Origin of the sequence: Acaryochloris marina MBIC11017 (assembly GCF_000018105.1) — a bacterium.
Lineage (GTDB): Bacteria > Cyanobacteriota > Cyanobacteriia > Thermosynechococcales > Thermosynechococcaceae > Acaryochloris > Acaryochloris marina.
Map to the genome: position 1 here is coordinate 1,713,874 of NC_009925.1, position 14,032 is coordinate 1,727,905.

11 protein-coding genes and 1 riboswitch are annotated in these 14,032 nt (G+C 49.1%); of the genes, 7 read left to right on the plus strand and 4 right to left on the minus strand.

Translation table 11 applies throughout. From position 1 onward, the window contains the following. Window positions 1–100: 100 nt before the first annotated feature. A complete protein-coding gene (mnmE, locus tag AM1_RS07700; protein ID WP_012162266.1) occupies window positions 101–1,468 on the minus strand; it encodes a tRNA uridine-5-carboxymethylaminomethyl(34) synthesis GTPase MnmE in 1,368 nt (455 codons plus the stop codon). Between the two features lie 222 nt (window positions 1,469–1,690). Here mnmE and AM1_RS07705 point away from each other — a divergent pair, with 222 nt between their 5' ends. The 5 genes from AM1_RS07705 (at window position 1,691) to bioB (ending at window position 6,335) form a co-directional block, all read left to right on the plus strand. After that, a complete protein-coding gene (locus AM1_RS07705; protein WP_012162267.1) occupies window positions 1,691–2,683 on the plus strand; it encodes a hypothetical protein in 993 nt (330 codons plus the stop codon). Window positions 2,684–2,754: 71 nt separating this feature from the next. Next, window positions 2,755–2,985 carry a hypothetical protein gene (locus AM1_RS07710; RefSeq protein WP_012162268.1) on the plus strand — a complete coding sequence of 77 codons (231 nt, stop codon included), beginning with the start codon at window positions 2,755–2,757 and terminating at the stop codon, window positions 2,983–2,985. Between the two features lie 8 nt (window positions 2,986–2,993). Continuing rightward, window positions 2,994–4,562, plus strand: a complete 1,569-nt coding sequence (locus tag AM1_RS07715; RefSeq protein ID WP_012162269.1) for a polyamine aminopropyltransferase — start codon at window positions 2,994–2,996, stop codon at window positions 4,560–4,562. Between the two features lie 19 nt (window positions 4,563–4,581). Beyond that, window positions 4,582–5,175 (plus strand): DUF4178 domain-containing protein, encoded by a 594-nt coding sequence (locus AM1_RS07720; protein ID WP_012162270.1) that lies wholly within the window; start codon window positions 4,582–4,584, stop codon window positions 5,173–5,175. A gap of 83 nt (window positions 5,176–5,258) precedes the next feature. Further along, on the plus strand, window positions 5,259–6,335 hold the full coding sequence (bioB, locus tag AM1_RS07725) for a biotin synthase BioB (protein ID WP_049783703.1): 1,077 nt from the start codon (window positions 5,259–5,261) through the stop codon (window positions 6,333–6,335). 134 nt (window positions 6,336–6,469) lie between these two features. Here bioB and AM1_RS07730 read toward each other — a convergent pair whose 3' ends face one another. Continuing rightward, entirely contained in the window at window positions 6,470–7,069 is a 600-nt protein-coding gene (locus AM1_RS07730) for a hypothetical protein (protein ID WP_041659346.1), read from the minus strand. A 571-nt stretch (window positions 7,070–7,640) separates the two neighbouring features. Beyond that, a riboswitch (cyclic di-GMP riboswitch) is annotated at window positions 7,641–7,734 on the minus strand. Window positions 7,735–8,080: 346 nt separating this feature from the next. Here AM1_RS07730 and trpS point away from each other — a divergent pair. Then, the gene (trpS, locus tag AM1_RS07735) at window positions 8,081–9,091 is read left to right on the plus strand and encodes a tryptophan--tRNA ligase (RefSeq protein WP_010477865.1); all 1,011 of its coding nucleotides are present in this window, start codon (window positions 8,081–8,083) and stop codon (window positions 9,089–9,091) included. On the opposite strand, the gene AM1_RS07740 is transcribed toward trpS, so the two are convergent. Then, window positions 9,088–11,055, minus strand: coding sequence for a DICT sensory domain-containing protein (locus AM1_RS07740; RefSeq protein WP_012162273.1), 1,968 nt, complete (start codon window positions 11,053–11,055; stop codon window positions 9,088–9,090). The two genes, trpS and AM1_RS07740, sit on opposite strands and share 4 nt — an antisense overlap. Window positions 11,056–11,460: 405 nt before the next feature. Here AM1_RS07740 and AM1_RS07745 point away from each other — a divergent pair, with 405 nt between their 5' ends. Further along, window positions 11,461–12,741 (plus strand): ABC transporter substrate-binding protein, encoded by a 1,281-nt coding sequence (locus AM1_RS07745; RefSeq protein ID WP_012162274.1) that lies wholly within the window; start codon window positions 11,461–11,463, stop codon window positions 12,739–12,741. Here the strand turns inward: AM1_RS07745 and AM1_RS07750 are convergent. Then, entirely contained in the window at window positions 12,723–14,003 is a 1,281-nt protein-coding gene (locus AM1_RS07750; RefSeq protein WP_012162275.1) for a bifunctional folylpolyglutamate synthase/dihydrofolate synthase, read from the minus strand. The genes AM1_RS07745 and AM1_RS07750 overlap by 19 nt on opposite strands. Window positions 14,004–14,032: the final 29 nt, after the last annotated feature.

The following is a 14,032-nucleotide window of genomic DNA, read 5'->3' on the forward strand; positions in this document are numbered from 1 at the left end:
TGGTTAGAATTCCCAGAATTTCCTACCTTTGGAACAAATCATTGATGGACATCACAACAAACGCGATATGTGAAGTTTTAAAAAGTATTTAAATTAAGACTTATTTGCCAATACAAAAGCGACTAAATATGCGGTCGAGCACTGATTCTGTGATGTCTTCTCCCGTGATTTCGCCTAAGGCCTGAATTGCCCCTCTCAGGTCTATGGTCCAAAAATCAAGGGGGAGCTGATCTGCGATCGCACCTTGGACATGCTCTAAAGCGGCTTGAGCTTTTTGGAGAGCAGCAGCCTGTCGCTGATTAATTGCCCAATCTAAATTAGCCGCTTTCAGAGACTGGGTTTGCACCGTTTCCAATATTGCCGTTTCCAATTCAGAGATGCCCTGGTTTTGGGCGGCAATGGTAGATACAACCTGAGCAATGGCTTCAGGGTAAACCACCTGCTCTTGGGGAACTAAATCCACTTTATTCACAATCAAAATCAGCGGTAGATCTTGAAACGCCTGATAGAGCTGCTGATCGTCAGAGGTCCATCCAACAGAGGCATCGATGGTGAGCAAAACCAAGTCAGCGGATTGAGCTGCTTGATGCGATCGCGTGACGCCAATTTGTTCAACCTGATCCTCAGTCTCTCGAATTCCAGCGGTATCTAAAACTTGAATGGGAATGCCTCCCACCACTAACTGGGATTCCACCACATCCCGAGTGGTGCCAGGGAGGTCCGTAACGATGGCGCGATCGCATCGACACCACGCATTTAACAAGCTCGACTTGCCCACATTCGGACGACCTATAATCGCCACTGTCAGACCATTTCGCAATAATTCGCCTTGGTCTGCCGTTGCTAAAATCGCTTGAAGAGTGGCATGAATGTCTTGCAATTCCGCTTGGACACCCGCTTCATCCAACGGTGGTAAATCATCCTCAAAATCGACCCTAGCCTCCACTTCTGCCAAGGTATCCAGACAGCGCTGCCGCAGTTCCCGAATTGGGGATGCCAGCTTTCCCTGCACGCCCGCTAAGGCGGCTTGCGCCGCTTGGGGGGAACGAGCTCCCACCAGATCGGCTACCCCTTCCGCCTGGGTTAAGTCCAAACGGCCATTCAAAAAAGCTCTGAGGGTAAATTCTCCAGGCTGTGCAAGCTCAGCACCTGCTTGCAAGCAGGCCTCTAGCACCTGCTGCACAGCAATCATGCCCCCATGGCAATGAAATTCCACCACATCTTCACGGGTATAGGAGCGAGGCGCCAGCATCAGCAGTAACAAACCTTCATCAATAATCTGCTGCGTTAAAGGCTGTTGAATATAACCATAAAGAACCCGATGACTCTCCCACTGCTGCTTTCCCGGCGTCTGAAAGAGCTGCTTGGCAATCGATACTGCTTCTACACCCGATAGGCGAACGATACCAATACTGCCTTGTTGGGGAACAATAGCGGTTGCGATCGCTGCGATCGTAGTTTGCTTCATAAGCGGTCCGGGAGATGTCTGTTTATATGAGCAATGTCAACCAGTTTATGGTGAGACCTTTGGCATTGTCCCGTCTCTATCGATCCTCCGTCCCCAAACCGATGAATGCCGACTCTTAAGGTCTTCGTCAAATTGTTAGTCTTCTAGCCAAGCTATACTGGCCTGCAAGTCCACCGTCCTGAAGCAAACCGAGCCTCTTACTGTTACCCGTCATCCATACCCATGCCCAGTCAAGTTGAATATAAAACAACACGCCGGTTTATGAATATTTGGGTCTACTTGGCCCTCGGCGCCGTTGGCATGATCATTTTGGCAGGATTGAGTTCCATTTTTTTCGTCAAACCGTTAGCCTCCAAAACCCTGCAGGCTCGGGAAGGTCAACCTGCACGATTACAGCCGTTTAAAGTTAAACCTCAAGCCATTGGAGCGGTCAGAGTAGATGTCACGGCCCGAATCCCCACCAATCGCTACCTCGCCTATGAGGTGCAAATTCGAGACCAACAAGACAAAATCTTGGCAGCCGGCCTCAAAAATGCCTGGAATGAGTCAGGGATTTGGCGAGAAGAAGGGCAAACAGGCACCTGGCAAGAAGATGATTTAGACGCAGGTTTAGATGTCAGTAGTGCCAAAGCGGAACCCCTAACTGTTGTGGTCGAGGTGCTGGAGTATGGCACCTCTCGTAACCAGACCCTCACCGAGTCCGTTTCCTTCCGCATTAAAGTCAATCAAGGCATTATCGACACCCGCTATTTATGGCCTGGTTTTTGGGGTGGCTTACTGATGGCAGGTTTAACCTGTCTATTTTCCAAGTCGGCTGGAGCCACCTTAAGCGATAAAAGCATTGGGGATAGTGACTTAGGGGACCGAGTCAATGCCGGGGGGCCAAACAAACTCATCAAAGTCATCGTCAAAACTGTGGCCGACGAAACCTCTCCTCCTTCTCTCAACTGCCGACTAATGGTCAGGGACGGCAATGGTGACGAGCTGTTTAATGCCTCGGAAGTGATGCCCCTCAAATTCAAGCGAGATGAAGACGGCGATATCGACAGTACCCACGGTCAAGCCACCTTTTTTATGGTGCTGGAAAAACCCAGTTCCTACGGGTTTTATGTTGAAGTCACCCCCGATGCTCCTGTCGATTCAACTCGGCTGATTATCAAGCAAGGTGCTGTGACTTTAGGGGCCGTCAAAGTCGCTCATATTGGCGCAGCCTAAATCCAGCTCCCTTCCCAAAGATGCAACTCGATTTTTTCTCATTTAGGATGGCAGTAGAAACCTTTTAAACTATGCTGACAAAACTTTTTTCAGTCGCAACAGTCGCTATTGTAGTCGCTTCTATCTTGGCTGCATACACCCAACGCTCCGCCTTTCAGCTTCGGCAAGAGAACCAGCCCCATTATTGGACCCGTCGCGGCACCCGAACCTCTGGGCGCTATCGCGGTGGTGTTTGGATCGTCTCTCCGGCCCGGTCTTCCTACAGCGGATTCCGCGGTGGCAGTCTGGGTGTAGGTAAATAAGTTGCGGTATGGCCGAGTCAGAATCAACCTCTGGGGGAGTCCAGAGGCCTGAATCTATTCCCCTCAGCTCTAGTCAGCAACGCTGGTTACTGGCAGCCGCTGCCATCTCTTCCAGTGTGGGCCTCGCCGCAGAATTACTCTTAGGAACCCTAGCCAGTTATTTAGTCGGCAATACTGCATTAGCTTACGGTGTAGCCGTAGGAGGCTTTCTAGCTGCCATGGGATTGGGAGCCTATATCAGTCAATTTATTGCCGTAGACAATCAACAAAGCCAGTTAATCAAAGTTTTCTTACAAATTGAGTTGTGGGTTGCCCCATTAACAGCTGGCTTACCCATTGGACTGTTTGTCGTTTTTGTCGCCGATGGACCGATTTGGCTAGGGCTCTTTCTTGTAACCCTTATTTTGGGTATTCTATCGGGCCTAGAAGTCCCCATTTTGACTCGCATTATCGAACAAGATCGGGACGTCAAGTTCGCCCTTGCTGGAGTCTTGGCCTTAGATTATGTTGGCGCTTTAATCGGTTCCTTGGCGTTTCCGGTCCTACTTCTGCCCCTGTTGGGATTATTTCCCACCGCCGTGCTGATCGGGTCTTTACCTGCCTTTATGGTCTTTCGGTTAGGACGCTTATTTCGAGGCATGCGATCCTGGAGTTATTGGGGCCTCTGCATTGGCGTTGGCTTATGTGTGTTTGCTCCGTTCGTGATACCGTTTAGCGATCGCTTAGAAAATACCCTGTACCGAGCCCCCATTGTTAGTCGTATTCAGTCCACCTACCAGCGCATCGTCCTCACCCGCTCTGGCAACGACACCCGGCTCTATCTCGATGGCGACCTCCAGCTATCCACCGTCGATGAATACCGCTATCACGAAGCCCTGGTCCATCCAGCCCTGAGCACCCATCCCCAGCGACGCCAAGTGCTGGTGCTCGGAGCTGGAGACGGCATGGCCGTAAGGGAAATCCTTAAATGGCCGGAAGTTGAAAAAGTGGTGCTTGTTGAGCTGGATCCTGCCGTCGTGAAACTCGCCCGTCAGTATCCTGTGCTCGTCGATCGCAACGCCCATGCCCTAGACGATCCTCGGGTAGCCGTGGTGTATGGAGATGCCTTTAAGCTCGCCCCTCAGCTGCCGGATACCTTTGACGTCATCATTGCCGATTTCCCAGATCCCGATCGCCCTGCCCTCGCCAAGCTCTACTCCCAAGGATTCTATCGACAACTGTTCGCTCGCCTTGCCCCCAACGGCATCTTCGTCACCCAGGCATCCAGTCCTTTTTTCGCCCCAAAGGTTATGGACTGTATCGCCACAACCCTAACAGCTACTGATTTACAGGTTTATCCCTACACCGTCAATGTGCCGAGCTTTGGTCCCTGGGGGTTTGTCTTGGCGTCGCCGAAGCCAGTCCAGTTTTCATCCCAAAGCCTAACGGTTCCCACTCGGTTCCTGACCCCAGCCCTCCTCCCTGAACTCTTTCAACTTCCCAAAGATATTTCTATCGGTAACGCCAAGATCAATCGGCTCACCGATCCAGTTATAGTTCAGTACCAAGCCGATCCACGCTGGTCGGCCTATTATTGAAACACTCTAGAGGCAGACTATGGCTTACCTTTGGCTATTTATCATCATCATGGGCGTATTGGGTGTTGTCATCTATATGAGACAACAGTCTGGTAAATCCCTCCCCTTCGCCTCCCAACCCCAAGCGTTACCATCCCTCGAACGCACTGTTTTTACTCTAGAAGTGGGTGATATTGTTCAACATATGGGAACAGACTGGATCGTTGAAGGCAAACTCGTCTATGACGATCAAGGCTACTCCTGGTTAGAGTATCTATTGCAAGACGGCAATCGTCGTCAATGGCTCTCTGTTGAAGAAGATGATGTCGTGGAAGTAGCGCTTTTAGAGGTCACCACAGCCTTGGAAGTTGGCACCAATCCACCCCCAGAACTGACCTTCGCCAATGAGACCTACCGCCATAAGGGATCTGGTATGGCTCAAATGACCCGCAAAGGGACTACTCTCAATCGCAATGCTGAACGGTGTCAATATTTTGACTATCAGGGACCAAATGACAAAATTCTCTCCATTGAAAATTGGGATGGCGATATTGAAGTGACAATCGGCCAAAAAATTCATCCCTCTATGCTGACCTTACTCCCTGGGGATGGTCGTCGTATTTACGGGGCTTAATGTTGCGCAACGTTTGGTTCAGACCGGATACGCAATAGGATATTCTGACTAAGTTACACCGTTAGGGAAATCAGAGGTCAAGTATGGGCAGCGATTTCAGTAAGTGGGTCAGAATCGCCTTGTCAGAAGAGACTTTCCCCCAAGCTTCAGCCTTAACCCTATTATCGGACCCCAATATCGACCTGCTGTCCTTGGTTGCGGCAGCCGGAGAGGTGCGCATGACCTATTTTGGTCGGCAAGTAATGCTACACCGCATCAATGACATTCAAAACGGCCTCTGCCCAGAAGATTGTGGCTATTGCGCCCAGTCTAAAATTTCCGATGCCCCGATCAAAAAATATCCTCTCAAAAGCGAAGAGGACATTATCCAAGAGGCCTATGAAGCCAAAGCGAAGGGGGTATATCGCTACTGCATGGTGTCGAGCGGTCGAGGGCCAACTGCCGAACGGACCGAGCATTTAGCCCATATTATTCGCCGCATCAAAAATGAAGTGGGGATCCAAACCTGTCTTTCTGCCGGTTTAATGGACCACGAACAGGCTGCTGTCCTCAAGGAAGCAGGACTAGACCGTCTCAATCACAATCTCAATACCAGCGAGTCACACACGCCTGATATTGTCACCACCCATACGTTCCAAGATCGGATTAACACCTTAAAAGCAGCTCGGTCAGCTGGACTAGATTTGTGTAGCGGCATGATTGCAGGTATGGGCGAAACGGACCAGGATATCGTTGACATAGCCTATCAACTGCATGAGTACCAGGTCCCCTCGATTCCCATTAACTTCCTGATACCGATTTCTGGGAATCCCATTTATGACTGTAACCAGCTCACGCCTCAACGCTGCTTACGGATTCTGTGTCTATTTCGATTCGTGAACCCCAAAGCTGAGATTCGCATTGGAGGTGGCAGAGAAGGGCACTTAAGGAGCTTGCAAGCTCTGGCACTTTACCCCGCCAACTCTCTTTTTGTGGAAGGATATCTAGCCACAAGAGGCCATAGTGTCGACCAAGTCTACCAGCTCATTCATGATGCAGGTTTCGAGGTTGCCGGAGAGACTTCGTTGACGGGCGATCTGAGTGCAACATCCCAATTTCAGTTGGATGACAATCCCAACATTTTGAATCCACAAACCACCATCAGTTTCTCAAACTCATAAGGGAAAAACATTAATCAACAGAAATGCCTTGAAGACTTTTTCTTCAAGGCATTTATTAAGGATCGAATTTTGATCCACAACCTGAATGGTCGAATATAATCACCCAGGCTATGCGAGTCTGCAGTCTGAGAATATTAGCGAGAACGGTTCATCTTCCGTTTAGCCAACACACCAACAACTCCCAAGCAGGCAAATAAACCAGCGGTAGCCGCTTCAGCAGGCTCAGGAACGCTAGGAGGAGCTGGATCAGGAGGGTCAATTACTGGAGGTGCAGGGTCAGCGGGATCATCATCGCCTCCAACCACAAAAGGAATCGCTGCTGCTGCTGCGCCTGCTGGAATCAATGCAGCTGCCAAAGGGAAACCTGCGGCAGCGGGAAGACCCCCTTCAGGGGCGACACCGCCAATTCCACAATCAATCAACCCATTCTCTGCAATGAGGGTCTGAGAGGACAGCAATCCGGTTGACACATCCGAGGTGGTCGCATTAGCCAGCAAGTTGGGTCCCGAAGATTGGCTCAATGGCCCCGAGGATTCTTGTAAAGCTTCAGGGGAAATAATGGGCTCTTCTTCACAAACATCGCTTTGAGCGGTCTCTGTATTGAGCTTTGAGTCAGCCTCAATCGAATCCCCAAGACCAAGCTGAGCAGCATGGCTGAAGGGAGTATTGATAGCGTTATACAAAACGACCAACGATAAGGCAGTCAATGAGCCACATGTCTTTAACAATTTCATAGTTGAGATTCGATCCTTAGATAGTTTTCCCCGCTTGATATTCGAAGACGAAGCTACCATAAATCTGCGAAATAGGCGGTGTAAGCCAATACTTATGCAAATTTTCAGGTACTCGCTACATTATGCCAAACAACTCCGAAAAAGCAACTAGAGTCAGTTGAGGTTAGGATTGAAAATTATTCCCTGGACAAATTTTAGAGCCCTCACTCCTTTGGATTGGAAAAATTCAGCAAACCTTAATCTCTTGAAACAGAATCCAAATTTTTCCCAGAGGGGAACCGTAATACCTGTGAGAGCAACACATCCACAGCAATGGAAATTCCTTCGCCTTAAACGTTTAAGGTTTGCGAACAATCTCTTCTGGTGCCCTCTCAATCCAGAGATCATTTGCGTAGTTCCGATAAATGAAGCCTAGTCAAGAATTTAGAACATTCTTTCATGGCTATGCCGTTTTAATCCTAATGATTCAAAATTCTCTGAACTTAAGCGAATCGATTAAAACGCTTTAAAGCAGCAATGCCCTCTGCAAAAGATATTGCAGAGGGCATCCACTGAGATTAAGGAAAGTCCCTTCGACACTAGCAGCATCCATACCCCGTAATGCTTGGATTTTAGGCCTGCTAATTTGCGCCTTACCCTTTCGGTGCAAGTTGCCATTTCGGGGACTTGAACTGGGCTTATGCGGGGGGTATGACAGCCCAATGAACCTAACATAGCTGGAAACACCCGATAGGCTAAACCGCAGAACTACTGAACTTGAGGAATATTTTTGGGGAAAATTTTCCGTACTATTTCGGATTTTTTTGAAGGAATCGCTAAAATCCTCTGAGCGCAAGATAATCAAACTTTGACCGCCCCACTGATCTCTTTAGAACAATATCCGTGCTTATACGGATGCATCAATATCAATATTGAGTTCTATAAAAACCTCAAGAGCGAGCAGACAGAAGCTATGTCACACTAGATCACTGTGCAGATTGCATTGTGATCAACGATTCAAACATTTAAAGCATGGGTAAGCAACGTGTTCTTTCAGGTGTCCAACCCACTGGCACCCTTCACTTAGGTAATTACTTGGGAGCCATTCGGAATTGGGTCGAAGGACAGAGTAACTATGAAAACTATTTTTTTATTGCGGATCTCCATGCCATCACTGTTCCCCATGATCCTCAACAACTAGCCGATAATACCTATTCCCTTGCTGCCCTGTATTTGGCCTGCGGCTTAGATCCTGAACACACTACAATCTTTGTTCAGTCCCATATCTCTGCCCATGCAGAACTGGCCTGGCTATTTAACTGCATTACACCGCTTAATTGGCTCGAGCGCATGATCCAGTTCAAAGAGAAGGCCCTTAAGCAAGGAGAGAACGTCAGCATTGGCTTACTCGACTATCCCGTTTTACAAGCTGCCGACATCCTGCTGTATCAAGCGGATCTAGTGCCCGTGGGAGAAGACCAAAAGCAGCATCTAGAGCTCACCAGAGATATTGCAGCCCGTCTAAACTTTCAGTATGGAACCGAAGAGAATCCTATTCTCAAGGTGCCAGAGCCTCTTATTCGGCCAGAGGGGGCCCGGATCATGAGCCTGACAGACGGCACTAATAAAATGTCAAAGTCAGATCCCTCGGAACAAAGTCGAATTACCTTACTAGACACTCCCGATCAAATTCGCAATAAAATTAAGCGCTGCAAAACTGATCCCGTCCGAGGACTGAGTTTTGATGATCCAGACCGCCCAGAATGCCAAAATCTGCTGACCTTATATCAGTTAATGTCAGGGCAAGCTAAAACGGCAGTCGCAGAGGAATGTGCAGAGATGGGCTGGGGACAGTTCAAGCCCCTGCTGACTGAGGTAATGATTGAGGGCCTGCGCCCCATCCAAGACCGCTATACAGCGTTAATGACGAATAAACAAGATTTGGAGGGGGTTCTCCAACAGGGCAAAGACCAAGCCAGTGAGATTGCCAACAAGACCTTAACGAAGGTCAAGGATGCTTTGGGTTATTCTCGGCCCCTCTAAGGGTGACTGGTTTGGGTAACCGGCATTAGATCTTGGGAGTCACTAGGCGCCTCTAAGGGCAGCGTGAAATGAAATGCGCTGCCTTGATCGCGTCCGGCAGATTCCGCCCAGATTCTGCCATTCATCCCTTGAATCACTTGTCGGCAAATGGCTAATCCCAAGCCCGTACCGCCTTTACTACGCCGCAGAAAGTCTTCTTCTTGATAGAAAGAATCAAAGATAGATTCCAATCGGCTCGGCTCAATGCCTCTCCCAGTATCGGCGACAATGACTTCCAAACAGTCATCGTCTGGGGCAATATGAGCTTGAATGGTCACTTCTCCATCCACCCCTGTGAACTTACAAGCATTATCCAGAATCCGATTAAGCACTTCTTCTAGGCCTTCCGCATCGACCTGAATGGTGGGTAGATGCGGATCAACCTCCACACTGATGGTGGGTAAATCTTTACTGTTATTGCTCGATCGCATGGAACTCAAGGCCAGCTCTAGGGTTTCTTGAAATTCAATGGACTCAATTTGGTTATAGATTTGTCCCCCCTCTAACCGAGAGAGAATTAGAATATCTTGAATCAAATCCCGCAAACGACCTAAGTCTTCTAGGGCCGTGCTCAGGAGAGCTTGGCGAAAGACTGGCGAAATATCCGGTTCACTATCCAAACTTTCTAAACAAACCTGGATAGTAGACAGGGGAGTCCGCAGTTCATGGCCAACAATGGCAATCAAATTACTCCGGGTTTGTTCGAGAGCAGCCAAGTTGCGGTTAAGGGATTCAGAATCTGAATAGGCTTGAGCTTGGGTGAGGGCAACCCCGGCTTGGGCAGCAATGGCTTCGACTAGGGCAATATCATTTTCATGCCACTGATAAATCAGGGGTCCACCATGGTGCAACTCTAAGACCCCCAACAATTCTCCCTGATGTCGAATCGGGGCAATCAACCAGGAATGAATTTGCCATTGTTCTAACTTGGCTGCAAATTTTTTATCTTGGCGCAGGTGTTGAACTTCAAAGACATCGGCAATGGCAATGGCCCGTTCTTGGGCTAGAGCAACAGATAAGAGAGGGTTGGTGCTAATGGGCCAGGGGGTTCCTTGTAAGGAGGGCAAGCCTGGGGCCACAAATTCATATTCAATTTCAACGGCTTCATCGGTGCGATCGCAACAGTAGAGAATACACCGACAATGCTCGAATACTTTACCTAACTCATTGACGGCAACCGCCAACACTTCTTTCGGGTCAAGGGATTGGCGGATCGCAGCCGTCATGGCATTGGCAAACCGCTCTTTTCGTTCTTTAGCCGATAGGGCTCGATAGGCTTTGAGTAATTTGTATTGACTCGCCTGTAAATAAGTCACCAATCGCTGGCCAAACACCCGAGATTGCAAGACAGGCAAGGGGGGAATGGAAGAAGTCGAAGTTAAACAGTATTGCTTCTTGGCCTTTTTGACTTTAGACGCCAGCTCAGGACGATATTGGGCAATCCGATCCAACAGAAGGCTGGCGGCATGCAGGCACACGTCTCGTTCAAAGGTCCAAATGCCTTCGTACCGTTGAGACTGTTCGACGGACGTGAGTACTTTCTTCTGTTCTTGGCAGGCCAAGCAGGCCGTGTAGTCTTGACCCACGATAATCAAATGTTTTTCGTTGGCCAGACTATCCTCAAGATCGAGGGGAATGGTTTCGTATTGATCGGATGCGATCGCAAAACTGGATTCCGGTTCAGGGGCTGCCAGAACATAGACATGGTCTGTCTTTTGAGCAATACGCTGATATCGACGGGTTTCTTGGCGATAAAAGCGCTCCTGTTGAAAACTAGCAATGACGAGGGGGGCTTCATTTCCCGCCAGCACAACATCTTCAATGGCCCGACAGAGAGCATTGAGAGACGACTTAAAATACATCTGTGGATGCAGATCTGGTAAGTCCGTTAACAGAGTCTGCAACAAAGAGTCTAAATTACTCACACCAACAGCTTGCTGAATCTTGCTTAGATTAGGGACAACGGCCTGACACTAGTAGGGAAAGTTAACAGCAGAAAAAAGCGAACTGAGGCTCGTTTTGGCGTGAAACCAAGGATCGCCCCCCCTTATGGCTAACAAGGTTCGGATAACCAACAAAATATAAATTCAGAAATATGAATTTATGATTGACCCAGTACTAGCCAGCATAGCGCAGGACGGTGCCCTTAATGCTGTACTTCACTAGACTTAGCCAAGTTCTACCCATCGACAATTGGGGCTCATTTTTATCCTAGATCGACCGTTAATCTATGCAGCAGCGAATGAGGTATCGGAACAAAGTCACGAGAAAAGGATTCGGATCAGCGTAAACTGTTACTCAATATTTTCTGACAAGCGATCGCATAACCCATGATTCAACGAAAAACTTGGCAACGCTTTGGCCTCTTAACCTTACTCGGGATATTCCTGAGTTGGTTAATTAGCTGCACACCAGCCTCCCAAAGTAATGGCAATACCCTGGATTTTTGGACGATGCAGCTCTCGCCCAAATTCGACACCTATTTTGAGCAGGTTATTGACCAGTTTGAAAAAGAGAATCCAGAGATCAAGGTGAAGTGGACGGATGTGCCCTGGTCGGCCATGCAGAGTAAAATTCTTGCGGCTGTCGCTGCGAAAACGGCTCCTGATGTCGTCAATCTCAATCCTGACTTTGCCTCTCAGCTAGCCAGTAAAGGGAGTTGGTTGGACTTAGATGAAGCCATCGGCCAAGCCGATCGCGATCGCTATCTCTCTAATATTTGGGATGCCAGTTCCTTGAACGGCAAAACCTTTGGCATCCCCTGGTACTTAACGGCCCGGATCGCCATTTACAACAAAGGAATTTTTGATGAAGCTGGCATCTCAGAGCCTCCTAAGACCTATGCAGAATTGGCAGCTGCAGCTAAGAAAATCAAAGATAAAACGGGGAAATATGCCTTCTTTGTAACCACAGTGCCCACGGATTCTGGAGAGTTAATGGAATCCTTTGTCCAAATGGGGGTCAAGCTAGTGGATCCCGCAGGTAAGGCCGCCTTTAACTCCCCGGAGGGGAAAGCCGCCTTCCAATATTGGGTGGATCTCTACAAGCAAAAATTAATCCCCCCCGCAGTACTGACCGAAGGACACAAGCGAGCCGTTGATTTATATCAATCAGGGGAAGTGGCCTTGCTATCTTCCAGCCCTCAATTTTTGAATAGTGTTAAAACCAATGCCCCTGACATTGCCAAAAACTCTGTTGCGGCCCCTCAAATTACAGGCCCCACGGGCAAAAAAAATGTGGCGGTCATGAACCTGATCATCCCTAAAGATACGGATAAAGCAGAAGCAGCCCTTAAATTCGCCCTGTTTGTCACCAACCCTGAGAATCAGCTCACCTTTGCTAAAGAAGCTGATGTTCTGCCTTCTACCACAGAGTCTCTAGCAAATCCCTATTTCAGCGAAGTCAAAGACGGCGATGATATCTCCCAAGCTCGGGTCGTCAGCGCCCAACAAATGGAAGATGCTGAGATATTGATTCCGGCCATGAAGGACATCAAAAAACTGCAGAAAATCCTCTATGAGAATCTGCAGCAGGCCATGCTCGATAAGAAGTCGGTGGATCAAGCCATCACCGATGCCGAGAAAGCTTGGAATCAAACCGTGGGGGCATAGGTCTGAAGATAGTGACCTACGAGATATAACGAACCACATAACACATGCATAGAGGATGTCTGAGACTCAGGTCGAAAGGCATCCTTCAATGCTTTTTCTAGGCTGGTAAAGCACTGACAACGCGCCAGCCCAGGACAAACCGTCTTCGCTAGTTCTGCTAAGGCTTGGGGTTCAGCGCTACTGTGGCCGGGAACTGGAACGAGAGATAGGGTATCCCCTGGCTGTAGAAGAATCTCCAGAATATCTTGGTGATCCTTAGTGGATAACATACCCATGAGCCAATGGACCTGAGACGGTTGCTGGCTGTCCACATACTGTCGTAAGCCTCGGGCTGCTGCAACATTATGGGCACCATCAATCAGTAATGGATGTTGTTGCCAGTTAACCCACTGCAGCCGTCCCGGCCAACGGGTATTCGCCATCCCGGTGATAATGGCTTCATCTGAAATTTGCCAGCCTTGGAGTTGAAGTTGTTTGAGGGTTGCGATCGCAACCGCCGTATTCGTCAATTGAATCTCCCCCGGCAAGCTGAGAGGGAATCTCACACCCGCCGATTCTGCCCAAGGCAACGTATCAGGAGTGGCATGGGGAGCTTCAACTCGCCGAGCCGGTTGAGGCCAGATCGCCGGACAATTGAGTTTTTGAATTTTGGCTTGGACTACTGCTGCAGCTTCGGGGGGTAGGAGACCCACTACAGCAGGCCGCTGAGGCTTCAAAACCCCTGCCTTTTCCCCAGCGATATCGGCCAGAGTCGGTCCCAAGCGCTGCCAATGTTCGCGACTTAATGAGGTAATCACGCTGACTAAGGGCTGCTCACAAACATTCGTCGCATCTAACCGTCCCCCCAGGCCCACTTCAATCACCGCCAGATCCACCTGCTGCTGAGCAAAATACTGCCAAGCCAGGGCAGTAATCACCTCAAATTGGGTGAGAGGGGACGGCAAGGCAATCGAGGCCAGCTCCGCCTCTAAATCCACTAGAAGCTGCGTCAGAGCTGAAGTCTCAATGGGCTGATTATTAATACAAATTCGTTCAGTCCAGTCCACCAAATGGGGAGAGGTATAGCGGCCGACTCGATACCCAGCCGCTGTTAAGACGGACGACAGATAGGCACAAACAGACCCCTTGCCATTCGTACCTGCCACATGAATGATCGGCACCTGCAGGTGAGGTTGGCCAATTTGATCAAGCAGATACTGAATCCGCTCTAAGCCCAGATGGATACCAAATCGCTCGTAACGACTAATTAAAGATGAAAACAATGAGAGCAGCCATTAGAAACGAACGGAAG

Coding starts and splice junctions, on each gene's coding strand:
- AM1_RS07715 (WP_012162269.1), top strand. CDS start 2,994: ATGGCCGAGTCAGAATCAACCTCTGGGGGAGTCCAGAGGCCTGAATCT.
- AM1_RS07710 (WP_012162268.1), top strand. CDS start 2,755: ATGCTGACAAAACTTTTTTCAGTCGCAACAGTCGCTATTGTAGTCGCT.
- AM1_RS07705 (WP_012162267.1), top strand. CDS start 1,691: ATGCCCAGTCAAGTTGAATATAAAACAACACGCCGGTTTATGAATATT.
- AM1_RS07720 (WP_012162270.1), top strand. CDS start 4,582: ATGGCTTACCTTTGGCTATTTATCATCATCATGGGCGTATTGGGTGTT.
- bioB (WP_049783703.1), top strand. CDS start 5,259: ATGGGCAGCGATTTCAGTAAGTGGGTCAGAATCGCCTTGTCAGAAGAG.
- mnmE (WP_012162266.1), bottom strand. CDS start 1,468: ATGAAGCAAACTACGATCGCAGCGATCGCAACCGCTATTGTTCCCCAA.
- trpS (WP_010477865.1), top strand. CDS start 8,081: ATGGGTAAGCAACGTGTTCTTTCAGGTGTCCAACCCACTGGCACCCTT.
- AM1_RS07730 (WP_041659346.1), bottom strand. CDS start 7,069: ATGAAATTGTTAAAGACATGTGGCTCATTGACTGCCTTATCGTTGGTC.
- AM1_RS07745 (WP_012162274.1), top strand. CDS start 11,461: ATGATTCAACGAAAAACTTGGCAACGCTTTGGCCTCTTAACCTTACTC.